At 53.4% G+C, this 23552-nt stretch carries 26 protein-coding genes and 3 tRNA genes; 15 read left to right on the forward strand and 14 right to left on the reverse strand.

Annotated features, from left to right (window positions below):
* The first annotated feature begins 13 nt into the window (after positions 1-13).
* Genes R2K28_RS03770 through R2K28_RS03780 form a run of 3 tightly spaced genes read left to right on the forward strand, consistent with a single transcriptional unit; the run spans position 14 to position 2785 of the window.
* On the forward strand, positions 14-1258 hold the full coding sequence (locus R2K28_RS03770; RefSeq protein ID WP_316368067.1) for a glycerate kinase type-2 family protein: 1245 nt from the start codon (positions 14-16) through the stop codon (positions 1256-1258).
* Between the two features lies 1 nt (position 1259).
* A complete protein-coding gene (locus tag R2K28_RS03775) occupies positions 1260-2078 on the forward strand; it encodes a ferritin-like domain-containing protein (RefSeq protein ID WP_316368068.1) in 819 nt (272 codons plus the stop codon).
* The gene (locus tag R2K28_RS03780) at positions 2063-2785 is read left to right on the forward strand and encodes a hypothetical protein (protein WP_316368069.1); all 723 of its coding nucleotides are present in this window, start codon (positions 2063-2065) and stop codon (positions 2783-2785) included. The genes R2K28_RS03775 and R2K28_RS03780 overlap by 16 nt, the downstream gene beginning before the upstream one ends.
* Positions 2786-2818: 33 nt before the next feature.
* Here the strand turns inward: R2K28_RS03780 and R2K28_RS03785 are convergent, their stop codons facing one another.
* The 5 genes from R2K28_RS03785 to R2K28_RS03805 form a co-directional block, all read right to left on the reverse strand.
* Entirely contained in the window at positions 2819-3544 is a 726-nt protein-coding gene (locus R2K28_RS03785) for a UDP-2,3-diacylglucosamine diphosphatase (protein ID WP_316368070.1), read from the reverse strand.
* Positions 3541-4029, reverse strand: a complete 489-nt coding sequence (locus tag R2K28_RS03790; RefSeq protein ID WP_116444714.1) for a peptidylprolyl isomerase — start codon at positions 4027-4029, stop codon at positions 3541-3543. Before R2K28_RS03790 ends, R2K28_RS03785 begins: the two co-directional genes overlap by 4 nt.
* Before the next feature lie 38 nt (positions 4030-4067).
* On the reverse strand, positions 4068-4637 hold the full coding sequence (locus R2K28_RS03795) for a peptidylprolyl isomerase (RefSeq protein WP_442871418.1): 570 nt from the start codon (positions 4635-4637) through the stop codon (positions 4068-4070).
* Between the two features lie 171 nt (positions 4638-4808).
* Complete coding sequence (locus R2K28_RS03800; RefSeq protein ID WP_316368071.1) at positions 4809-5189, reverse strand: c-type cytochrome domain-containing protein; 381 nt, start codon at positions 5187-5189, stop codon at positions 4809-4811.
* A 163-nt stretch (positions 5190-5352) separates the two neighbouring features.
* Positions 5353-5670, reverse strand: coding sequence for a c-type cytochrome (locus R2K28_RS03805; protein WP_116444717.1), 318 nt, complete (start codon positions 5668-5670; stop codon positions 5353-5355).
* A gap of 355 nt (positions 5671-6025) precedes the next feature.
* Between R2K28_RS03805 and R2K28_RS03810 the strand changes: the two genes are divergently transcribed.
* The gene (locus R2K28_RS03810) at positions 6026-7633 is read left to right on the forward strand and encodes a methyl-accepting chemotaxis protein (protein ID WP_316368072.1); all 1608 of its coding nucleotides are present in this window, start codon (positions 6026-6028) and stop codon (positions 7631-7633) included.
* A 35-nt stretch (positions 7634-7668) separates the two neighbouring features.
* Here the strand turns inward: R2K28_RS03810 and hybE are convergent, their stop codons facing one another.
* The 7 genes from hybE to R2K28_RS03845 form a co-directional block, all read right to left on the reverse strand.
* Entirely contained in the window at positions 7669-8256 is a 588-nt protein-coding gene (gene hybE, locus R2K28_RS03815) for a [NiFe]-hydrogenase assembly chaperone HybE (protein ID WP_316368073.1), read from the reverse strand.
* A 195-nt stretch (positions 8257-8451) separates the two neighbouring features.
* A complete protein-coding gene (locus tag R2K28_RS03820; RefSeq protein WP_316368074.1) occupies positions 8452-8724 on the reverse strand; it encodes a HypC/HybG/HupF family hydrogenase formation chaperone in 273 nt (90 codons plus the stop codon).
* A gap of 207 nt (positions 8725-8931) precedes the next feature.
* Positions 8932-9489 carry a HyaD/HybD family hydrogenase maturation endopeptidase gene (locus tag R2K28_RS03825; protein ID WP_316368075.1) on the reverse strand — a complete coding sequence of 186 codons (558 nt, stop codon included), beginning with the start codon at positions 9487-9489 and terminating at the stop codon, positions 8932-8934.
* A 24-nt stretch (positions 9490-9513) separates the two neighbouring features.
* Positions 9514-11217 carry a nickel-dependent hydrogenase large subunit gene (locus R2K28_RS03830; RefSeq protein ID WP_316368076.1) on the reverse strand — a complete coding sequence of 568 codons (1704 nt, stop codon included), beginning with the start codon at positions 11215-11217 and terminating at the stop codon, positions 9514-9516.
* Between the two features lie 286 nt (positions 11218-11503).
* Positions 11504-12643, reverse strand: coding sequence for a Ni/Fe-hydrogenase cytochrome b subunit (gene hybB / locus R2K28_RS03835; RefSeq protein ID WP_316368077.1), 1140 nt, complete (start codon positions 12641-12643; stop codon positions 11504-11506).
* Positions 12640-13611 (reverse strand): hydrogenase 2 operon protein HybA, encoded by a 972-nt coding sequence (hybA, locus tag R2K28_RS03840; protein ID WP_316368078.1) that lies wholly within the window; start codon positions 13609-13611, stop codon positions 12640-12642. The genes hybB and hybA overlap by 4 nt, the downstream gene beginning before the upstream one ends.
* Before the next feature lie 9 nt (positions 13612-13620).
* A complete protein-coding gene (locus R2K28_RS03845; protein WP_316368079.1) occupies positions 13621-14742 on the reverse strand; it encodes a hydrogenase small subunit in 1122 nt (373 codons plus the stop codon).
* A gap of 355 nt (positions 14743-15097) precedes the next feature.
* On the opposite strand from R2K28_RS03845, the gene cysS reads away from it, so the two are divergent.
* Positions 15098-16486, forward strand: coding sequence for a cysteine--tRNA ligase (gene cysS / locus R2K28_RS03850; RefSeq protein ID WP_316368080.1), 1389 nt, complete (start codon positions 15098-15100; stop codon positions 16484-16486).
* A gap of 86 nt (positions 16487-16572) precedes the next feature.
* Here the strand turns inward: cysS and folD are convergent, their stop codons facing one another.
* Positions 16573-17433, reverse strand: a complete 861-nt coding sequence (gene folD, locus R2K28_RS03855; RefSeq protein WP_316368081.1) for a bifunctional methylenetetrahydrofolate dehydrogenase/methenyltetrahydrofolate cyclohydrolase FolD — start codon at positions 17431-17433, stop codon at positions 16573-16575.
* 165 nt (positions 17434-17598) lie between these two features.
* On the opposite strand from folD, the gene R2K28_RS03860 reads away from it, so the two are divergent.
* The 5 genes from R2K28_RS03860 (at position 17599) to R2K28_RS03880 (ending at position 19565) form a co-directional block, all read left to right on the forward strand.
* Positions 17599-17675: transfer RNA gene (locus tag R2K28_RS03860), tRNA-Pro, on the forward strand.
* A gap of 402 nt (positions 17676-18077) precedes the next feature.
* Positions 18078-18153 (forward strand) — tRNA-His (locus R2K28_RS03865).
* 41 nt (positions 18154-18194) lie between these two features.
* A tRNA-Lys gene (locus R2K28_RS03870) sits at positions 18195-18270 on the forward strand.
* A 240-nt stretch (positions 18271-18510) separates the two neighbouring features.
* Entirely contained in the window at positions 18511-18951 is a 441-nt protein-coding gene (locus R2K28_RS03875; protein ID WP_316368082.1) for a hypothetical protein, read from the forward strand.
* 41 nt (positions 18952-18992) lie between these two features.
* Positions 18993-19565 carry a hypothetical protein gene (locus tag R2K28_RS03880; protein WP_316368083.1) on the forward strand — a complete coding sequence of 191 codons (573 nt, stop codon included), beginning with the start codon at positions 18993-18995 and terminating at the stop codon, positions 19563-19565.
* A gap of 36 nt (positions 19566-19601) precedes the next feature.
* Here the strand turns inward: R2K28_RS03880 and R2K28_RS03885 are convergent, their stop codons facing one another.
* Positions 19602-20576, reverse strand: coding sequence for a phage integrase (locus tag R2K28_RS03885; RefSeq protein WP_316368084.1), 975 nt, complete (start codon positions 20574-20576; stop codon positions 19602-19604).
* A gap of 412 nt (positions 20577-20988) precedes the next feature.
* Here R2K28_RS03885 and R2K28_RS03890 point away from each other — a divergent pair, with 412 nt between their 5' ends.
* The 5 genes from R2K28_RS03890 to R2K28_RS03910 all read left to right on the forward strand — a co-directional run bounded on the left by R2K28_RS03890 (position 20989) and on the right by R2K28_RS03910 (position 23551).
* Positions 20989-21318, forward strand: coding sequence for a helix-turn-helix domain-containing protein (locus R2K28_RS03890; protein ID WP_316368085.1), 330 nt, complete (start codon positions 20989-20991; stop codon positions 21316-21318).
* Between the two features lie 484 nt (positions 21319-21802).
* On the forward strand, positions 21803-22834 hold the full coding sequence (locus R2K28_RS03895) for a replication initiation factor domain-containing protein (protein WP_316368086.1): 1032 nt from the start codon (positions 21803-21805) through the stop codon (positions 22832-22834).
* 17 nt (positions 22835-22851) lie between these two features.
* The gene (locus tag R2K28_RS03900) at positions 22852-23172 is read left to right on the forward strand and encodes a single-stranded DNA-binding protein (RefSeq protein ID WP_316368088.1); all 321 of its coding nucleotides are present in this window, start codon (positions 22852-22854) and stop codon (positions 23170-23172) included.
* Between the two features lie 2 nt (positions 23173-23174).
* The gene (locus R2K28_RS03905) at positions 23175-23399 is read left to right on the forward strand and encodes a hypothetical protein (RefSeq protein WP_316368089.1); all 225 of its coding nucleotides are present in this window, start codon (positions 23175-23177) and stop codon (positions 23397-23399) included.
* Positions 23400-23401: 2 nt separating this feature from the next.
* A complete protein-coding gene (locus R2K28_RS03910) occupies positions 23402-23551 on the forward strand; it encodes a hypothetical protein (protein WP_316368091.1) in 150 nt (49 codons plus the stop codon).
* Position 23552 lies beyond the last annotated feature (1 nt).

The following is a 23552-nucleotide window of genomic DNA, read 5'->3' on the forward strand; positions in this document are numbered from 1 at the left end:
GAGGGGATTGTAAATGTCAACAGTGGAACACGAGGCACACCATCGCGAGTCACTGATAGAGATCTATCAAGCGGCCTTGAAACGGGTGGAGGGCCGGGAATCCGTATCGAACTGGTTGAAGCAGAACCCATTTCCAGGTCCGCTGAGGGTGATCGCCATCGGTAAGGCCGCCCAGTCTATGGTATGGGGTGCTTACGATGTGCTGGATCGACAGATAGCTCAGACGTTGCTCATCTCCAAGCATGGGCATATCGACCAGGCATGGTGCCGTCAACAGGGTTGCTTGATGCATGAATCCGCACATCCCATTCCGGATGAAACCAGCCTGCAAGGCGGTCAAAAACTGTTGGATTTCATAGCCAGCGATGCCAGGCTGCCACTGCTGTTCCTGATATCCGGTGGGGCATCGAGCCTGGTAGAAGTGGTAATCGATGGCCTGGGCCTGGACGATCTGGCCCGGGTGAATGGCTGGTTGTTGGGCAGCGGTCTCGATATCCTGCAGATGAACACCATACGCAAGGCGCTGTCGCGGATTAAGGGGGGTGGGTTACTCGCTTATCTGGATCAGCCCAGGGTGGTGGGATTGGCTATTTCAGATGTGCCGGGTGACGATCCGGCTGCAATCGGATCAGGACTGCTCACCCCGGATGGGGGTCTGGCAGGGCGTCTGAGCGCCCTGACCCTGCCATCCTGGCTCCAGGATAGACTGGACAGGGTGGAGGCGCGGCAGGTTGACATGCCAGCAAAGCCGCCGAAGATTGCGATAGTCGCCAATCTGCAGTTGGCCCGAGAGGCTGCTGCCGATCACGCCGCCAAACTGGGCTATAGGGTGTCACTGCGGGATGAGTTTCTCGCTGGAGATGCCGCTGCAACAGGTAAGTCACTGGCGCAAGAGTTGTTGCGGGGGCCATCGGGTATTGTTATATGGGGGGGTGAAACCACGGTTAACCTGCCCTCTGAGCCAGGCCGGGGTGGAAGGAATCAGCACCTTGCCCTGGCTGCGGCTCGTGAATTGGCTGGCAGCTCGAATTGTTATCTATTGGCGGCAGGCACCGACGGTAGCGACGGACCGACTGAAGACGCCGGGGCGCTGGTGGATGGTGGTACGGTATCCCGTGCGGCTTTGCATGGCATGGAGGTCGATCGATCCCTGGCGAATGCCGATTCGGGAAGCCTGCTGGAGGTCAGTGGTGACCTTATCTCTACAGGCCCCACTGGCACGAATGTGATGGACCTTGTAATTGGTTTGCGGGAGTGAAATGGGTATAGAGGCACAGAGTCTTTTTCAGTCAGCCAGGGGCTGTCTGTTGTCAGAATCGGTGGATGAGAAGCTGCGACTTACCGAATTGACGGCGAATGCCTGGCTGGCCGGCGAACTGGTACTAGCAGGTTGGACTCCCTGCGAGTCAATCACTCAGGCGGGACGTCCGCAAGCACCTGAGTTGGTCCATCCGAGCCGGCTGCCGAGGCGCGGCCTGGGGAGTGAGCAGGGTCGTCTGGCGCTGATTCACGCGATTGCCCATATTGAGTTTAATGCCATCAATCTGGCCTGGGATGCGGTACAACGCTATCCGGAGATGCCCAGGGCCTTTTATGATGATTGGATCCAGGTGGCACGGGAAGAGGTCCACCATTTTCGTCTGCTGCGTGAACGGCTGCATGCCGGTGGAGCGGAGTATGGTGATTTTCCAGGTCATAACGGTTTGTGGGAGATGGCGCAGAGGACGGCCCACGATCCATTGATCAGAATGGCCTTGGTGCCGCGTATGCTCGAGGCCCGGGGATTGGACGTGACACCGGGTATCATGCGCCGTTTCAAGGCGATTGGTGATCATGAAACGGTAGCGGTGCTGGAGATCATTCTGCGGGAAGAGGTTGGGCATGTTCAGTTCGGCAGCCGCTGGTTCCACTATCTCTGTCAACAGCGGGAGTTGGATCCGGAACAGGCCTATTTTGACCTGCTTGAGAATTTTCTGAACGGTGAAATCCGCTGCCCGCTGCATCACCAGGCGAGGCGGGAGGCAGGTTTCAGCAAACGGGAGCTAAACCGCCTGGAGGCGTTATGTACAGAGGGCTGATCAGGGTTTACCTGGCCTGGATGGCGCTGTTATCTGTGCTGTTACCGGGAAAGGAGGTGCTTGCTGATGAGCGCCAGGCCGGACTCCTGCAGTTTGCTGTGCGTGATGCGAACGGGAGTGAGGTGACCAGCCGGCTACTGGTCACACCGAGCATGTTGCGTATTGAGCAGCAAGGGCAGGATAGGGGTTACATCCTCTACGACAGAGAGGCAGCGACGATCTATAGCGTGACCCCGGAGGAGCGATCGATTCTGGTTATCCAACCGCAACCCAACCGCGTGCAAATCCCGCAGCAGATGAGACTGAGGGTCGAACAGGTGGTCGACTTCGATGGCCCTGACATCGGCGGCAGTAAACCGCAACACTGGCGACTGATTGTGAATGATACTACCTGCCGCAACGTGATCCTGGCGCCAGGTTTGATGACAGACGCGCTGGCGGTGTATGGGGACTATTTAACCCTCCTGGCAAATCAGCACTACCTGAGCCTGGACGCCATCCCCGCCGAGTATCGGGATGTATGTGACGATGCCATTCATGTCTTCGCCCCCGTCCTGTTATTGCAGAAAGGACTACCGATCCGGGTGTGGGATCAAGATGGTACTCAGGAGAGGTTGCTGGATTACTCCAGCCAGCATAGAGTCAGTTCCAATCTATTTCGTTTGCCCGAGGACTATGAGCAAGTGCCGATGAGCGGCGTGCGTTGACTGGTTTTGCCTGGGTCAGCTCAGGGATTGCCGCTAGGCGAATATCTCTCTGCTGAAACCGTCGGCGGTGACGCAAAGCATCTCACCGTGATCCTGGTGCCATTCCGCCAATACATGCCGGTAATGGCGCTGGCCCGCGAGCTCGATGACATGGTCCGCAGGACGATGGGTATGGCCATGGATCAGACGTTGCGTCTGATATTCCACGAAATAGGACGCCACAGTCTCCTGATTGACATCCATGATCGATTCCGGTTTCAGTGATTTGGCCTCGCCACTCTTGGCCCGGTAGCTGTTTGCCAGGGTCAATCGCTGTTGAATCGATTGGCTGAGCAGGCGCTTGATATTCTCCGGATCACGTATTTCCCGGCGAAATTCCATATAGGCCTGATCGTCGGTACACAACAGATCGCCGTGCATCAGCAGGGTTGGACTGCCGTACAGATCCACCAGGGTAGGATCCTGCAACAGGGTGGCCCCGGTATCCCTGCAAAAGTCATCCCCAATGAGAAAATCCCTATTGCCGTGCATCAACCACAACCGGGTGCCGGATTGGCTGAGTCGTCGCATAGCCTGCTTTATGCTTGGAATCGGTGGTGCTTCATAGTCATCCCCCACCCAGGCATCGAACAGGTCACCCAGGATATAGAGATGGTCCGCCTTTGGGGCCCGGTCTGTGAGGAAACGAAGGAATAGCTGCACCTGATCCATCCGCTCGATGGATAGGTGCAGATCAGATATAAACAGCTGTTGGGTCACTCAGAGATTTCAGCCTTCTCGATCACAATATCCTCCACCGGCACATCCTGGTGTCCTGCCTGGGTGGTGGTGGCTGTCCCTTTGATCTGGTTGATCACGTCCATACCGCTGGTGACCTTGCCGAAAACGCAGTAGCCCCAGCCATCCTGACCCGGATGGTCAAGGAATTTGTTATTCGCCACATTGATGAAAAATTGCGCAGTGGCGGAATGGGGTTCCATGGTTCGCGCCATGGCAATGGTGCCAATCTCATTTGACAGGCCGTTCTTGGCCTCATTCTCAATCGGCTCACCGGTCTGTTTCTGGATCATGCCGGGCAGAAAGCCACCTCCCTGGATCATGAAATTATCGATGACCCGATGAAAGATTGTGCCGTCGAAAAAGCCATCCTGTACATATTGTTTGAAGTTGTCACAGGTTTTCGGGGCATTGGCCTCGTCCAGTTCAATGACGATGGGGCCGAGATTTGTTGTCAATGTGATCATGAAATATCCTGTTTGCAGTAGCTTGAGTGTAAAATGGTTTACTCGAGAACAGTGACCTTCTCGATGATGATGGGAGACTTGGGAACATTGCGCATACCTCCGGTAACTCCGATAGGTTGCTTGGCGATAGTGTCTACAATCTCCATGCCCTTGGTGACTTCACCAAATACAGCATAACCCCAGCCGTCCTGCCCGGGATAATCGAGAAAGCCATTGTCTTTATGGTTGATAAAGAATTGGGCTGTCGCGGAATGGGGTGCGGAGGTTCGCGCCATGGCAATGGTGCCGCGCCTGTTTTTCAAGCCGTTGTTTGCTTCATTTTCCACCGGGTCCCGGGTCTGCTTCTTATCCATGGATTCGGTGAAACCTCCGCCCTGGATCATGAAGTCTTTGATGACGCGGTGGAAGATTGTGCCGTTGTAGAAGCCATCCCGGGCATATTGGACGAAGTTCTCGACGGTTTTTGGCGCCTTCTCCTTGTTTAGTGACACTTCGATTTCGCCCATCGATGTCTTCATCAATACCTGTACCTGGTCAGCCCAAGCGTTGACGGATAAAAAGGCCATTAACAACAGGCATGGGAGTAGGGTAAGTGGTGTTTTTTTCATGGAATCCTCATGGTTAGCACTTTCCAGTCGGTGCATCATAACGGTTCGCTGGCGGCTTAAAAAGGGGGGATGGGTCTATTTGCAGTACCGGTCAGGGGGTTACTACAGGAAATAAAAAAGCCATGCGCGCCGGCATGGCTTTTTAGGTGCTGAGTAAGGAGGTATATGAGGTCAGTTGTTTTCGGCCCCCTGAGCAATCCAGTTTTCGATCACGGCGATCTCCACCTCACTTAACGCCTCCTTGCCATGGGGCATGCGAATCGACGGATCGACCTTGCCGGCAACCAGGCGGTAAAACGAGCTGGAGAGCGGATCGCCGGCCACCACCACGGGGCCAAACTTGGTGCCTTTCATCAGGCTTGCATAGCTCGCGGTGATAAAACCGCTGGCTTCTGCTCCTGCCCCCCCGGATAGATGACATTCTGTGCAATATTTGTCGACCAACGGTTTGACCTCTGACTTGAAACTTACCGGCGCCGGCCCGGCACTGCAGCCCACCAAAAGGGAGGCGCAGAGTGTCGATGAAAGTAAGAGAGTCGTGCTACTAGACATTGAAGAGCTCCTTAATGAATCTATTTATAGGATTGACTGTTTTAACCCGCACAGTAATCCACTTGGTATGTCCAACCTAAAGTACTGCTTCCATTATAAGGAAGAATAATTTTGCCTGCATACCCCTGATATGCAGAAGGGTCCATCGGGGCAAAGACGACGCCTATTTAAGGGTCATTACCCAGCTAACTACACCCTTTATATCATCTAGACTCGCCTGGCTAGGTGGCATGGCGACACTACCCCAAACCAGGGGTTCACCGGGTGTGCTTCCTGCTTTTACTTTCGCTGCGAGTCGGTCAACAGCACCAGCTTCACTGCTGTATTTAGCAGCGACTTCCTTGAAGGCCGGTCCAACCAGCTTCGCATCGGCTTTATGGCAGCCAAGGCAACCCGAGCGCATGGCCAGGGTCTGGTCAGCTATTACGCCATGGGTGAAGAGTGTTGCCAGAATCATTGAAGCAATTGCGATTTTGCGCATCAGAAAACTCCAAAACAGTTTCATACCGGTCATACCGGGTGCAAAAACACCGGTAGCTGACCCTATTTAGTCCACATACACTGTGTCGGGAGACGCCCCGGATTCTTTAGCACTCTCATTGATGACAGGGTGAAGGCCCATATCAAATAGCATGTGGAGCCATTATTGGGTATGAATAGTCTTCTGTTTTACTCTGTTATGCGGATGGCGTAAAAAAATCCGCTATCAATCCTCTAAGTTTCTGTCCCGCCCTGATATTTGCTTGAAAATCAGTAAATTTACTCAAGAGTTTCCATATGTTGCCGAGAAATAGAGACAGATACCCAGTTTGTTTCATTTGAGAGAAGGTTTGACCATGAGTAAGTACATCTCGGTGCAGTGGAAGATTCTGACCCCGATGGCCCTGATTTTTATACTCATCATGTCAGTTGTAACCATCTATTCTGCACACCAGCAAAAGGATCGCTTGCTAAGACTGACGGAGAATCAGATATTTGATGTGCTGCATGGTTACCTCGACAGTATGAATGCCATGATGTTTACCGGGACCATGGGCAACAGGGAGATGTTGAAACAGAAGATCGAAAAACGTGACGGTGTACTGGAAGTGCGCATGCTGCGTGGAGAGGCGGTAAACAAGACGTTTGGCGCAGGATTCGATCATGAGAAGCCCTTGGACGACCTTGATAAGCGTGCCTTGAATGGTGAGCAGATTGTTCAAGTGGAGGAGATCAAAGGGGAGCGGATTGTCACCATTATCGAACCCTTTGCCGCCGTATCCGACCGAAATGGCACCAACTGTTTGACTTGCCATGCGTTGCCGGAAGGGACGATCCTTGGTGCGGGCAGACTGACATTCTCTCTGGGAGAGCGGGATAAGGCGATCGATCACGAGCTGCTGGTCGGCGCCGCGATCAACTTTCTTGTGCTACTGGTCGGACTTTTCATTATCAATATGATCATGCGCAGGGTCGTGATCAAGCCGTTGTATGGTCTACGCAGCACCATGGAGCAGATCGGCGCCGATGCCGATTTACGTCCGCGGGTGACCCTTGGCGCGAATGATGAGTTTCATCAGGTTGGTACCGCCGTCAATACCATGTTGGACAAATTTCAACCGACGATCACCGATCTGGCTCAAACCATGGATGGATTAGCAAACTCCGCCGAACAGCTGGCGACGGTCACGAAGACCACCCGTGATGGGGTGGATCAGCAGGAAAAAGAGACCACCCAACTGACGGTAGCTATCGGTGAACTCAGCCTGGCGGCTGAAGAGGTGGCGAAAAATGCGGCCGGCGCGGAACATGCGGCGGTTGAGGCGAGATCCAATGCGGGAGACGGCAGCGATGTGGTGGCCCAAGTATCCGACTCCATCAAACGTCTGGCCAAGCGGGTCGACGATGCCGCTGTGGTTGTGCGCCAACTGGCTGAGGGTACGCAAAGCATCGGCCAGGTTTCTGAGTCGATCACCGCGATCGCCGAACAGACCAATCTACTTGCCCTGAACGCGGCTATCGAGGCGGCGCGGGCCGGTGAGCAGGGTCGCGGTTTCGCCGTGGTGGCTGACGAGGTACGCAACCTGGCGCAACGCACCCAGGAAGCGACCCATGAGATTCAGGATATCATCGAGCAGTTGGTATCGGCCTCCAACCAGGCGGTTAAGGTAATGGATGGCAGTAAGAAAGAGGCTGACCAAAGCGTTACCGACTCCAACCGAGCGGGCGATGCCTTGGCGCAGATTGCCAACGCGGTGGAGTCTATCAGTGAGATGAATTCCCTGATCGCCACCGCAGCCTCAGAACAAACCTCCGTGGCCAGTGAAATCAACAAGAACATCATTGCCATCAATGAGGTATCCCACCAGACAGCCGAGGGGACCTGCCGCACACTTAAAGAGAGTGAAGAGGTCGCCCAGATCTCTGCTCAGCTGGATCAGATGGTCAATCAGTTCAAGGTTTGATGGGGTAGAATCGGGACCGCCCGGCGAAAGCCGGGTCAGGTCTCCCGATGATAGATACTACGTAATAATTCCCGACGTGATATCGGCGACTCCTGGTTCTCTTCTCCGCTGTCTAATGTCTGTTCGGCAACGGCAAAACCGTCGACGTCGATATCGGCCTCTTCCTCTCCGCGCAATATTCGCCCGAGCAGCTCTTCGTCATAGGGATCTTCGTCCGGCTGTTCGACCTCGACCATCAAGGTCTGCATAAAACTTCTCGCAGCCGCCTCTGCATGCTCCTGATCGACGAACTCATGCATGGGGGAGTAGAGGGAATGGGTCTGACAGCAACCGATACCGTCAATCTCGTTGACCATGAACTTGTATTGGTTGGCGGGAAAACGGTGGGGCTGTTTGTGCCCCAGTGCCATATCGCTCCAGTCCTCGTCTTCGCCAGGAAACATCATCAAATTCATCATCCAGGGGGTGATGATGACGCCGACAACACGTCCCTCAAATTCCTGGAAACCTACGCTCTTCACCTTCAGCATGGGATTGAGCAGGGGGATTCCCTGCATCTGTTCCTGCTCGATGCGCAGGAAAACATCTTCGATCTGTTGGGTTAGTGCTTTCAGGTCAGTCATATCGGTGCTCATTGTGGCTCGTTTAGGCACTCCCTGCCCTGCAAAAAAAATCGTCCATTCCTTAAGTAGGGTGGGGCAGGGCCCCACCCTACACACTACACGCGTAGGGTGCGGCTTGCCGCACCGAAAAATCCGAACATCGGGGCACAATGGTGCGGCTCGCCGCACCCTACGTACCTTATAAACACTTCCGGTTCAGGGCTGCCCGAGGCCGGGAAAGTAGTGATCCACATCGATGTCCTTATTCTCGCTCATGATGGCGCTGAGTCCATCCAGGGCCTTATCGATATTGCGTGCATCCTCTTCGCTGATCACCTCTCGTGCGGAGCCAAGAAAGGTCAGCAACCAGGTCCCCACAGGTTGGGATCCGGTCAGCATCATATTGATCTGCTCCTCCCCACTGCGGGTGCGGCAGCGGGCGACGAAATCACCTGCCTCGATCACTTGGGCGGGGATGCCTACGCACATCGCTGTTTCTTCTTTAATTCAATGAGTCCGCAAATGAACGCGAATAAACGCAAATGGTTCACACGTAGGGTGCGGCTTGCCGCACCGAAAAATCCGAACATCGGGGCACAATGGTGCGGCAAGCCGCACCCTACGCCTATTTCGGGTTTAATGGTGGGGCAGGGCCCCACCCTACACGTTGTCATAAAATATTCGCGGTGAATCATTTCATCCTGCCAAACCCGCTGCGGCCTCGAACTCGGCCTCCCGTTTCCAGTGCCCACTGCGTGCCTGGGAGCGGGATTCGAGTGCTATGCCCAGCGAAGCCAACTCGTCCACCAGCATCTGCACCATGGCCTGCAGTCCCTCCTCTGCCTCGGGAGTCAGACCCAGCCGGTTCTCCAGGGAGTGGGGCACCATGCCGACGATGGTGACCTGCTCCGGTGTCTCACCCTTGAGAGTGAGCAGGGCGAGCAGATCTGAGACACCGAGCTGATGGTTGGATAGCTTGGTCTGAAAAAAGGCCGGAATCTCATGGTTGGCGATGCGTACCAGGCTGCCATAGGGTGCGCCGGTATTCACCGCATCGGCGATGATCAGGTTATCCGCCTGGCGCATCGGTTCGAACAACTCCATGCCCGTGGTGCCGCCATCGACGACCTCCACACCAGTGGGGATGTGATAGCGGTTCACCAGCTCCTCAACGGCGCGGACGCCAATACCTTCATCCTGCATCAACACGTTGCCCATGCCGATCACCAGGGTCTTTTTTACACTTTTTTCCATTCAGGAACTCCCAGGCTGCAATCTTCAGAGTGCCTTGACCCGCACGATCTCCTGCTGCTCGGTGTCGACCATATGGATGGCGCAGGCGATACAGGGATCGAAGGAGTGGACGGTACGCAGTACCTCCAACGGCTTCTCAGGATCTGCCACCGGGTTGTCCATCAGGGATGACTCGTAGGGGCCGATCTCGTCGTTGGCGTCCCGAGGACCGGCGTTCCAGGTGCTGGGCACCACCGCCTGGTAGTTCTTGATCTTGGCATCCTCAATCACTACCCAGTGGGAGAGGGTGCCACGGGGCGCCTGGTGGAAGCCGACGCCTTTGACCTCGCCCTTGGGAAAGACCGGGGCGTTGAAGGTGTCAAGGTCGCCGGTGCCGATATTGTCCACCAGCCTCTGCCATTGATCATGCAGGGTATCCATCATCACCGCGCAGCGCACGGCGCGGGCGGCATGACGGCCGATTGTGGAGTTGACCGCCGAGAGGGGGATATCAGGGTTCTGGGAGACCGCCTTGAGGGTGCCCATGGCCTGATCCAGGTACTTGGTATAGCCCGCATGACCGCTGGCCACACCCACCAGCACATCGGCCAGTGGACCCACTTCGGCCCGTTTGCCGTAGAAGGTGGGGGCCTTGACCCAGGAGTAGGCACCTTCATCCTGGAAGTCGGTGTACTCCGGCTCGGTCTCGCCCACCCAGGGGTGCAGGGCGTCGCCGCCGGTGTACCAGGCGTGCTTGGAACTCTCCGCCACTCCGTCGCGGAAGTAGGCGTCGCTGAAGGTGGTGATCGGTTTCATGCTGTTGATGTCGCCATTCTCTATGTAGCCGCCGGGCAGATCGAATACCGTGCCCTTGGCGTCCTGGGGACAGTCGGGTACCGTCAGGTAGTTGTTGACACCACCGCCGATGCCGGCCCAGTCCAGGTAGAAGGCACCCACCGCCGGCACATCCACCAGGTAGGTCGATTTGACGAACTGGTCCAGCTTGTCGATGAAGCCCTTGATCAGCATCAGGCGCTCGATGTTGAGCACCGAGGGGGCATCGTGGCCGATGGAGTTGCTCACGCCGCCCACTGCCACGTTCTGGATATGGGGGCTCTTGCCACCGAGGATGGCGACGATCTTGTTGGCGTGGTTCTGTACGTCCAGGGCCTGCAGGTAGTGGGCGACCGCCAGCAGGTTCACCTCAGGTGGCAGCTTCATGGCCGGGTGACCCCAGTAACCGCTGGCGAAGGGACCGAGCTGGCCGCTGCCGACAAAGGTCTTGAGCCGCTCCTGTACCGCCCTCATTTCATGGGGACCGTTCAGGGGCCAGTCGGAGAGGCTCTCCGCCAGCTTGGCGGTGGCCACCGGATCAGCGTCCAGGGCCGAGACCACATCCACCCAGTCCACCGCGGAGAGGTGATAAAAGTGTACGATATGGTCCTGGATGGCATGGGCGGTCTGGATAATATTGCGAATCAGCTGGGCATTGACCGGCACTTCCAGGTCGAGGGCGTTCTCCACCGCTCTGACCGAGGTGATGGCATGCACCGTTGTGCAGACGCCGCAGAAGCGTTGAGTGTAGGTCCAGGCCTCGCGGGGATCGCGACCCACCAGGATCTTCTCGATGCCGCGCCACATCTGACCGGATGACCAGGCCTTACTCACCTTGCCGTCATCCACTTCTACATCGATACGCAGGTGGCCTTCGATACGGGTTATCGGGTCAACAGTAATTCTTGTCGTCACTTGGGAATCTCCTCAATTAAGTGTGGTGCGACCCATAAATGATGCCTATCAGCGCAACGAGAAGCCGTTAGCTGCAAGGCGCGTCTCGCAGGGAATGGCATGCCCTTTCCAAGAGACGCAACGCAGTAGATGACGGCTTCTCGTCGCGCCCGTAGGGAGGACCACAAATGTCCCAATACTGCGTTGCACTCCTTGTTAAGGGGGCGGCCATTAATGGCGGACTGCGCCTTGTCTTGGGACATTTGTGGACCTCTGATAGGTATCATTTATGGGTCGCACCACACTGTTACGCATGTTTTGCGTCATGTAGCACGGGGAATTTCTTCACCACGAACAGGAAGGCCATGATCTCCAGGGCCACCATACCGGCGGTGACCATGATCTCCGGGGTGGAGGGGAAGTAGCTGTAACCCGGGCCAGGATCGTAGGTAATCAGAAAGGCGTTGAAGCGGTAGAGCGAGCCGGCAAAGAGCATCGAGACTGATGCCCAGAGCAACAGCGGGCCATGGCCGCGGTATTTGGCTGAACTCAATACCACCAGCGGGAAGACGAACAGGACCGTCTCCAGCAGGAACATCAGGCTACCCAGGTCGCCGGCGAAGATCAGCCCCAGCTTACCGTTCAAGAGGATTTCGCCGAAGCGAACGATCAGGTAGGCGCTGATGAGTCCGACAATCCCCTTGCCCAGGCCGGCCAGCAGCGGCGTTTCAGAGGGACGGCGAAAGCCGACCGCACTGAACGAGGCCTCGAAGACCACCACCGCAAAGCCCATGGTCAGGGCGGTGAGTATCGCCAGCAGCGGTTGCAGATGCAGCGATTGCCATAGTGGGTGCACCTTGTAGCCCATGGCGATCAGCATGGAGCCGAGAGAGGACTGATGCATGGTGGGCAGCAGCACGCCGAGGGCGATGAAGATGAACAGCACCTTGTTCAGGGACTTCACCAGCCCTTTGGCGCCGAACCGCTCCAACAGGGTGGGGGCGAACTCGATGCAGAGCACCAGGATATAGGTGGCGACACAGAGGCCGACCTCCAGCATCACCGAGTTAAAGTTCATGTGCCAGGGGGTGAAGATATTGTAGAACTGCCACCAGCGGCCCATGTCGATCATGGCGCCGACACCACCCAGGCCGTAGCCAAGCAGACTGGCCAGCAGGGCGGGGCGCATCAGGGGATGGTACTTGCCCTTGTTCATCACATACACGGTGATGGCCAGGGCGTAACCGCCGCAGGCCAGGGCGGTGCCCACCACCACATCGTAGACCACCCAGACTCCCCAGGCGTAGCCGCCGTTGAGATTGGTGACTATGCCCATGCCGTGGATGAAACGCTGGGCCAGGTAGTAGGTGCCGATCACGGCGATGACGCTCAACACCAGGAAGGGCAGGGTGAGGATCGGCCGTTTCAGCGGTTGGTATACACTCATGAGTCGTCTCCTTCCCCGTCGTCGGTGTTGCGCCGCACCACATAGGTGAGCCCGGCCAGCGCGATGGCGGGTAGGGCCATGTAGCTGTAGAGGGTGTGCTGCACTGTCTCCGAGATGGAGGCGTAGGAGCGCTCCTCAAGGGGTGGCATGCCCAGCTGATCGAAGGGGATGGAGGAGATGTGCAGCACGTTGGTGCCGCCGGCCTCTTTCTCGCCCCAGATGTGGTCCTGGTATTCAGGCACCGCCTTCTCGTGATGGCTCTCCGGATTGCGTACATCGCCGCGGGGATAGTTGTAGGTCTCACCCGGCTTCAGGGTCATGCGGCGCTTGGCCTCTTCCATCAGCGCCTTGCGCGAGCCAAACAAAGTGGCACCGGTGGGGCAGACCTCGGCGCAACCGGTCATCTGGCCGTTGTCGATGCGTTCCACCCCGGCCTGGTTACACATCTGGCACTTGTGGATCTCACCGAAGGGGTTGTCATAGTCGAACTGGGGCACGTTGTAGGGGCAGCCCACCATACAGGTGCGGCAGCCGATGCAGGCGTCCGGGTGGTGGGTGACGATGCCGGTCTTCGGATCGTGCCGCATGGCGGTCACCGGGCAGACTGATACACAACCGGGATCGACACAGTGCATGCAGCTGCGCTTCTCGAAGGCGTAGCCGTCTTTCACCGCATCCTTCTGATCGCCCTTACCCTCGGTGTAGACCTTGATTACGTTGAGGGTCTCGGCCGAGAGATCGTGAGCGGCATCCCAGGCGGTCTCATCGCCCAATGGCGTCGCCGGCATGTCGTTGACCTCTTTGCATTTCGCCACACAGGCCTTGCAGCCGATGCATAGGGTCGAGTCGTAGAGCATGCCGATGGCTTCATCCGCCGGCTCCAGGTTGCCTCGCGCCTCGGCGTTGCCGGCACCCAGCAGGGCGGCGCCACTACCGAGGGAGGCCTTGAGAAAGTCTCTGCGTTTCATGTGACCCCCTTACTCCCCGTCTTTCTCTTTACCGTCGAGCTTCTTCGACGCCATCGCCGTGGCGCCCACTGCCAAACCGACGGCGACGCCGGCAATGGCCGCTGCGCCGGAGGAGATGCCTGTGGAACCCTCCCGGTCTTCGATGCCGGGGAACATGTTGGGTGGGGTATGGGTCTTCACGTCTGCCAGGCTGAACAGGGGTTTGCTGAAACCGACACCCCCTTCGGAACAGCCGAAGCAGGGGTGACCGACACCGATGGGCCAGACACCGCCACCCACGTTGTTGAACTCCAGGCTGGGACAGTTGTTGTAGGTCTCGGGACCCTTGCAGCCGAGCTTGTAGAGACACCAGCCCTTGCGATGGCCCTCGTCGCCGAACTCCTTGGCGAAACGGCCGGCGTCGAAGTGGGGGCGGCGGTAGCAGTTCTCGTGGATGAGCCGGCCGTAGGCCCACTTCGGCCGCCCCTTCTCATCGATGGGGGGCAGCTTGCCGTAGGTGACAAAATAGAGCACGGTGCCGATGAAGTTGGCCGGGTTGGGCGGACAGCCGGGGATGGTCACCACGGTCTTGCCGGCCAGGAGTTGGGGTGCGCCCACCGCGCCGGTGGGGTTGGGTGAGGCCGACTGCACCCCGCCCCAGCTGGCACAGGAGCCGAAGGCGACAATAGCAGCGGCGTGTTCCGCCGCCTCATGGGTGATGTCGACCATGGTCTCGCCGCCGATCTTGCAGAAGATACCGTCGTTGGCGGTGGGGATGGCCCCTTCCACCACCAGCAAGTATTTGCCTTTGTTCTCCGCCATCACCTTCTTTTTAATTTCCTCAACCTGATGGCCTGCCCCGGTATCGAGGGTCTGGTGATAGTCGAGGGAGATGAGATCGAGGATGAGGTGTTCGAGGGAGGGTTGCTCGGAGCGTAACAGGGCTTCGCTGGGCCCCGTGCACTCTTGGCCGTGAAGCCAGATGACCGGCGGGCGCCTTTTCGGGTCGGCTACCGCTTGCGCCATGGCCATAGCAGCATTGGATGACAGACCGAGAGAGGCTGCCACACCGGTACAGAACTTGAGAAAGGTCCTGCGAGAGACGCCGAGACGTTTCTCCACTGCTGAAAAGTCGAAATCATGGGCTGCCATCTGTCAGTCTCCGGTTATATTGATGAGGCGATCTGGGTACTGCAGTCTGTAAGAGACAAGTCAATAAAATCCGCAATTTTTGTGCCGGAATTATTTTGTTTTATGTTTTCATTGGCTTAGTAGGTTCGGAGAATTGAACACACATGAAAATGTGGCAGCGGTAATTACAATATTATTTCCGTACTGGAAAGAAGGTTTACACTTGTTAGGGTTATTATCCAAGTGATTTAGTATGTTATGTGCCGGGATTTTTGCACCATTGTGGTTGCTGAACGGACTGACTGCCACGCTTTGTGGTAGGGGCCGCTTTTCGCTAAGATGCGCGGCACTTATTCTCCAGTTGATGTGACCCACTATGCTCAAGCTCTATAACGATCTCAGCAACCGCAAGGAGACCTTTCAGCCTTTGCAGGCCGGTAAGGTTCGCATGTACGTGTGTGGTATGACGGTCTACGATCTTTGTCACCTGGGGCATGCGCGGGTAATGGTGGTGTTCGATGTGGTCTATCGCTATCTGCAGGCAAGTGGATACGATGTCAGCTACATCCGGAATATCACCGATATCGATGACAAGATCATCAACCGGGCGAATGAGAGGGGGGTGCCTTTCACCGAGCTCACCGAGGAGTTCATACAGGCGATGCATGAGGATGCCGATGCCTTGGATGTGCTGCGGCCCACGGACGAGCCCAAGGCGACCCAGCACATGGATGAGATCCTGGCGATGATCTCCCGCTTGATCGAAAATGGCCATGCCTACGCCGTGGACAAGGGTGATGTCTACTATGATGTGCGCAGTTTCAGCGACTACGGCAAGCTCTCCGGCAAATCCATCGAGGATCTGCGGGCCGGCGCCCGGGTGGAGCCGGGTGATGCCAAGCGGGACCCTCTCGACTTCGCCCTGTGGAAGGCCGCGAAACCCGACGAGCCGGCCTGGGATTCACCCTGGGGTCGCGGACGCCCCGGCTGGCACATCGAGTGTTCGGCCATGTCCACCAAGGCCCTGGGTGACAGCTTCGATATCCACGGCGGGGGTGCGGACCTCACCTTTCCCCATCACGAGAACGAGATCGCCCAATCCGAGGGGGCGACCGGCCATCCCTTCGTCAAGTACTGGATGCACAATGGCTTCGTGCGTATCAATGACGAGAAGATGTCCAAATCACTGGGCAACTTCTTTACCGTCAGAGAGATCCTGGAACACTACCGAGCCGAGGAGGTGCGCTACTTTATCCTCACCAGCCAATATCGTTCACCCCTCAACTACGACACCGAGCACCTCGACAATGCCCGTGCCGCATTGACCCGCTTCTATACCGCACTCAGGGGGTTGCCGCAAAAGGCAGCGAGCGGTGGTGAAAACTATGTCGGTCGTTTCCGTGACGCCATGGATGATGATTTCAACACCCCGGAGGCGCTGGCGGTGCTGTTCGATCTGGTGCGCGAGATCAATCGTTTGAAAGAGAGTGATGCGGATGCCGCCGCGGCCCTGGCCGCCGTGCTGAGACAACTGGGCGAGATGTTGGGTATTTTGCAGGAAGACCCTGAGGACTACTTACGGGGTGGTGTGCAAGCCGGGGATGACACCCTATCAGACACGAAAATCGAAGCCATGATCCAGGCACGCATCGATGCCCGTACAGAGAAGAACTGGGGTGAGGCCGATCGTATTCGCGATGAACTTCAAGCAGCCGGCATCATCCTGGAAGACGGACCACAAGGCACCACATGGCGCAGGGGATAAGCTTATCGGTGCACCCCAAGGGCGCACCCTACACGTTAGCCAGGATCGTAGGGTGCGGCTTGCCGCGCCGTTTGACCATGATGTCGCTACTTTGCTGAGCTATGCAACTCCGCCGCCTGCAGGGTGTTCTCCAGCAGGGTGACGATGGTCATGGGTCCGACTCCACCGGGCACCGGGGTGATCCAGCTCGCCCGCTGGCTGGCCGCGGCGAAATCCACGTCCCCCACCAGTTTGCCCTCGTCATTCCGATTCATACCCACATCGATGACGATGGCTCCCTCTTTGATCCAGTCGCCGGGTACAAACTCCCCGCGGCCGATGGCAACCACCAGGATGTCCGCGTTACGCGCCTTCTCCGCCAGATCCTTGGTGCGGCTGTGACAGACCGTGATGGTGCAGCGGGCCGCCAGCAGTTCCAGGGCCATGGGGCGGCCGACGATGTTGGACTGACCGATGATGACCGCATCCAGTCCCTCCAGTTTCTGCCCGGTTTTCGCCAGCAGGGTCATGATCCCCTTGGGGGTACAGGAACGCAGCAGCGGCATGCGCAATACCAGGCGACCCACGTTGTAGGGGTGGAAACCGTCCACGTCCTTGGTGGGCAGGATGCGCTCGATAACCGCCTCCTCGTCGATCTGCTCGGGAAGGGGCAGCTGCACCAGGATGCCGTCGATGGCTTCATCCCCGTTCAATTGGTCGATCAGTGCCAATAGTTCATCCTGGGTGGTGGTAGCCGGGAGATCATGGGAGACGGAGTGGAATCCCACCTCGTCACAGGACTTTCTTTTATTCCTGACATAGACCTGAGAGGCGGGGTTGTCCCCCACCAACACCACCGCGAGACCGGGTCGGCGCAAGCCCGCGGTCACGCGTTCATCCACACCCTGCTTGATCTGTTGCCTGAGATCGGCCGCAATGGCCTTGCCGTCTAAAATCTGCGCACTCATCGGGATTCCCGGGGTCTCAATAAAACTAGGGATCGGATGATACAGAAAGCCGGCCCCACTGTCAGTGCAAAGTGCCCGTCGCCATTGACCTCGCGGGGCTTCGCCAGTATTATTCCCCCCCTTTGCTCACCCAGGGTGTAGGGATATACTTTTGGGATGATTTTTCGGGGTATAGCGCAGTCTGGTAGCGCGCCTGCTTTGGGAGCAGGATGTCGGGAGTTCGAATCTCTCTACCCCGACCAGTTTTCTGCGCCCGTAGCTCATTTGGATAGAGCATCGGCCTTTGAGCGCACACCGGGAGAGGTGTGCAGATTAGGAGCCTTTATGGGGAAACGAACCCATAAAGTGGATCGCACTGTATCGGGGAAACCTTAACAGGTGGTGCTGATGGCAATCCCGAGGAAACCTCTGGTTAGGCCAACCCGGAAGAATGGATGGGCGAGTCTGCAGCCGAGGGATCCGTAGAGACTATACGTGCGACACCTGAGACGGTGAAGAGATAGTCCAGACCACAAACCCCGAACAGGGGGCGTCGAAAGACGTAGTTGGTAAGCTAAGCCGAGGGTAGCAGGTTCGAGTCCTGCCGGGCGTGCCAAGTCTGCAGGATCGGTTGTGGTTTCACAGCCGGGTTGAAAAGTTTAATGGTGGACGTAGCTCAGTTGGTAGAGCTCCGGATTGTGATTCCGGCGGTCGTGGGTTCGAGACCCATCGTCCACCCCATTTATGCAAGCACCCGATAACCGGGTGTCTCATCAGCTAATGGGCCATTAGCTCAGTTGGTAGAGCAGTGGACTCTTAATCCATTGGTCGAAGGTTCGAATCCTTCATGGCCCACCATTAAATAACTGATTTAAATAAAAATAATAAACATTTATCTGGATAGCGATAGATGGCGAATTAAAAAAAGACGACGGATTGACAACGAAATAATAATTATATCGTCAGAATCATATTTGTGTTACAAAAAACAACTTTTAGACGAGATTCAAAATGCTATTTATGATCTTTGCTATAGTCTAAATTATTGACTTGATTAAAAATAATTGTTATCAAGTTATGAAAGGGATAGGATGATTTGTGGGAAAGAAAAAGGCGTCAAATCGGGGCAGAAAGGATTCTAGGATCCAAGAGCCGACACAAGAAAGTAGTAAAAAAGGTTGGGCAGATGTCGCTATAAGGTTTATAGATGCGCTATATGATCTTGCTCAAACCGGTAATCTTGTAGGCTTGGTGCTCTTTGGTGTTGTATGTTGGATATTTTATATAACGTACAAATTACCTGCAGAATCTGTGGAAGGTTTGTTGTATGGCATTGGGAACTTTTTAGCAAGTGAATCATTCTATATTGTTCCATTCACTGCTGTAATTGCGTATTGTGGCTATACGAACCTCATTCAGAAGCGCGTTTATAGAACTCATATCAAAGATCTTGCTGAGCATAGACAACTACTCATACATGGATTAGAGAGCGGGGAATTGAGTCATCTAGAAACTCATCATAGTAGTGAAAATGACTAAATACGAAAGCTCACTGTGTAGTCAGAAGAAAGGAGATAATCATGCTAGCGATTAATTTCATTATCGCGTGTTTGTCGCTGTGGTTGATTATGCTTATTAATTATCACTTCTTGCAACCAGCTTTAAAAAATCAACAAAGATTCAAATTATATAAATTAAGGGATGAATTGTCTTTGTTGGCAATGCGTGGTGAATTAGATGAAAACTCTGATGAGTATTTGACACTTATTAAATTGATAAACAATGCAATTCGTGCTACTGGTTCATTTCAAGTAATCGATTATTTGAAGTTTATATTCAATTTTCACAAAGACGAAGAACGTAAAGCTAGATTTAAATCTATAATAGAAAAAATTGATCAGGCAGATCATAAAGAATATTGCAGAATAGCAAGTGATGTATTTGAGGTTTTACACGATATACTTCGTTCAGATACCAGGGCACTTAGGTATTTCTTATTACCGGGTCTACTTGCTGTTGGCTTCTTATTAAAAATCGTTAAGATTACTAAACTGATTGAGAAGGTTGAAAAGAAGCAAGAGCAAATTAATGAGATGGACGAAGATCTAGACGACTATAAAGACCAGTTTGAAAAAAAGACCTGTGCGGCATAGTGCTTTAGAAACAGTTAATCTTTTAATCAAAAATAATTAGGTCAACGGATTCAGCTTAGCAACCTCTTCAAGGTGATCAGGTGATAAATGAGCGTAACGCATAGTCATCTGTAAAGTTGAATGACCTAAAGCTCGTTGTAGAACCAGAATATTCCCACCATTCATCATAAAACGACTAGCAAATGTGTGTCTGAGGACATGGGAGAGTTGACCAGGCGGTAGCTCAATACGAGCTCGCTCAACGGCATTCCTGAAAGCAGAGTAACAGCTTTCAAAGAGTCTGTGATTATTGTCAATAGTCGAAAGTTTTTTATAGAGGCAATCGGATATTGGAAGTGTCCTACTTTTTCCATTCTTAGTTTTGTTGAAAGTAACTTTCAAAAAGCCAATTTGGGATTTCTTCAGATTTTCTGCTTCGCTCCACCTGGCGCCTGTTGAAAGACAGATCTCTGCTACTATTCGAGCACTACTGTTAGTGGATTTGTCTAGTTCTTCAAGGAGGACAATAATTTGGTCATCTGTTAGAAAACTAAGTTCGGTATCATCGATTTTGATTCTTCTAACATTTGCGAATGGGTTTTCTTCTTTCCATTCATTGATTCTTTTAAGTTCATTTATCATTGCCCGCAAATAAGCGAGGGCATTATTAACAGTCGCTGCACTGTTACCTTCCTGGATTCTCTGAGATCGCCAAGTAAGAAAATTACTTGCATATAATTCGTAGGCTTTAGGATCCTTCATTTCGTTGCAGATCTGGAGTAACCATCTCTTCCGATTTTTAGTGTCTTTGAGATTGTGTCCGTGAGTTTTCCACCAGATATCAATGAGTTCGCTTAATTTACGCTTGTCTTTTGCAGGATTCCATTCCTTTGACTCCAGGTGTTTGCCTTTTATATAGATCTCAAATCTGTTTGCTTCAGCCTTTGTTTTGAATTTCTTCCGTATGCGCTTTCCCGATCGACCACCTGGCTGTATGTCTACTAGCCATCCATTAGCTGATTTATTGATCATCCTTCTTGCTCATTGACGCCTTAATTAAAGCAGATATTTTATCAATATCTGGTTTTGTTTGACCAAGATCCTCACGTGTCCTTCCAGTTACAAACCACAAACAGAGTTCAGGCCATTTCATACAAAGATTCTCGAAATACTCTTCCGTGATTCTCTGCCTACCGGTTTCGAAGTAAGTCAAAGCTGATGTTGTAGTACCGGTAAGGTTCGCAAAATCTGGCCTGTTCATTCCAGTCATTCCTCTAAATGCTTTAATGCGGAAACCAGCTCTAGTTATATATTCATTAGTCATAATTATGTGGATATAAGTATAATGGATTGGTAATTATTAACAGTATGTAATAAATATTACCTATAGTAATTAATATATATCTTTCCTTGTCTATTATGAAAGCGCACAGGTAACTATAGCATGTTTGATCTGATGGAAATTAGTCCAGTTTTCACAACAAAAATGGGGAGGCAAAAAAATATAGACGGGGGTTTCGGTCAGGGCTTGACTTATAAAAATGTGTGTCATTCTGGAGTAGTGTTGATAAAAAATTTACTCCAGGAGAAACAGGTGAAGGACATCAAATTTTTTCCAATGACTCAAGCAAAATTCGCAGAAACGACAGGTGTAAGTTTGGCAACAGTACGTGCCTGGGTCGCACGGGGTCACATACCAACATTAAGGGTGGGGCGTCGCCGTCTTGTCGACGTAGCAGCGTATCTTGAACAGATACGGGAGCAGGGACAGTGATGAAACCACGATATCAGGTTGGTGATGTTGTAGCGATAGAACCACTGGGCGGACAGAAATTCGTCGTTGATGGCGAGTACGAGCTAAACGGAGACCGGTGGTATCAGCTATCAAATGTTGACGGCACATCGACCAACCTCAACGTTCCCGTCAAATATATAGCATCGATTGTGATTCCTGATGATTCGTCGAAATCCTGACATCCGCCTGTGTAGATCCAAAATCCTCGCTATCGAAATTGCGAACACGATGATGGCGTCTCGCTGTAGTTCTGGGTTGGTAGGTATTACGCCGGATACAAATATAAATATTAGATTGTCTCAGCATTTCCTATCCCATCCCATAGTAAGCCGATTATGCGAGGAATACATAAATGAAAATAGTTGAATGTCCATCCTGTGGCTCAACTCATCTACGTACGAGTGTAGAACCATTCGAATACTGTGACCATTGCGATAGTGTTTTCCCCATTGATGATTCACTCATGAAATCAGAATTTTCAGAGTGTACTAATGAATTCACTCCCCCCCATGCAATTGAGGGGGCGGAAATGTTGTCCCGTACGGTAATACGGGACGTAGTCGTTCCGATCAGAGTGCCGCGCCTGAAACTCTCTCGGCAACTCGAGAGGCGCAGAGGGGAAACAGTTTTTGTTGACTATCTTAGTTTCACCCTGGTGGAGGGAATAGTTGAGGGTTACGGAGATACGAGACTTCGAAATGTAGCGCAATTATTCGTAGATGCGATTCCAGAACTTGGTTTTTCAGAATCAGACCGGGGTTTGTACGGATTCACTCACAGTGGTGATTTAACAATTGCTGGTGAAACGGTAGGAAAAATAGCTACAGGTGGAAACAACGGCCGAACATTTGTTGAATTCACAGGTAAGGCATGTGCATGGATCGACAGAGAAAAATGGGCAACGTGGCTTGATCAGGTCAATGCACGAATCTCTCGCGTCGACCTTGCGTATGATGACTACGAGGGTAGTCATTCTGTTCATTGGATGAAACAACAGTATATAGATGGAGAGTTTAAGAATCGCGGTCAAAATCCGAACGTATCTCAGATAGGACCATGGTTAAATCGAGACCTATGGGAAAACGGTCTTACCCTCTATGTTGGTAAACGTCAAAACGGAAAAATGCTCCGGTCATATGAAAAGGGGCGTCAACTAGGTGATTCCAAATCGAAATGGGTCAGACATGAGGTTGAGTTTCGTCGCACACGAGAAAAGCCTCTAACCACAGACATGATACGTAATCCTGTTGAATATTTAACTGGTTCATACACACCACTGGAATGGATCGCAGACGTAACACCAGCACGGGTTGATAGAGTCAAACTAGAAACCAAAATTACGTTTGAAACGCTCGTCCATTATGCGCGTTTGTGCTATGGCAAATTATTCCATGTGATGAGTCAGGTTATAGGTGACCCAGAAAAAATAATACAACAGCTGTGTGTGGAAGGGTTTCCACGAAGATTAAATCAATCCGCGATGGTCGCGGCATAACGTCAGAGGTAAAAACTATGTTTATCAAAATCAGTGTAGAGTCGGATCAATTGATAACCAAAACGAAACGAGACAAGAGCGGAACCTATCAGGTCCAGGAGGGCTGGGCTTACTGTCATGGTCCAAATGGTCCACATCCACATCCTCAGAGAATTGAACTGTTTCCTCCAAAAAATGGAAATGCAGTTAATCCCTACGCAGTAGGAGAGTATACGCTCGCTCCCGATAGTCTCTCGGTACGATATTCACGATTTGATGTTTTCACCAGGCTGATTCCCTGGGAACAAGCAATTAAGGCAGCTCGTGAATTGATCGTCGCGGACAAAAAGGCAGCATAACGATGAACATGATCGTCTGCGAGGGAACAATTACACAACTCGCCGACGGTTCGCCAGCATGTTCGACGGGATGGCAACAGCAAATTGCAACCATTCCGTTTGACATTGCGCAGATCGATCCAGCGATCGCAACTGCGTATTTCGTCTCTGGGTTTGTCGTCTTCATTGTTCCATGGGGAATGGCCTGGGGATTATCTCAACTATTACATTTTATCAGGAGGTCCTAATTATGGACGCAGCAACAGTAGCAACAATTACGGGAGCAGTTGATTACGCCACCATCATCACAGGGCTCGCAGCCGTCGCTGTTGCAGTCGCAACTTTTTACATCGCATACCGCGGTGCAAAAATGCTTCTGCAGGCGATTCGCACAGCCTAGA

The organism is Candidatus Thiodiazotropha sp. CDECU1, assembly GCF_963455295.1.
Classification (GTDB): Bacteria; Pseudomonadota; Gammaproteobacteria; order Chromatiales; family Chromatiaceae; genus Thiodiazotropha.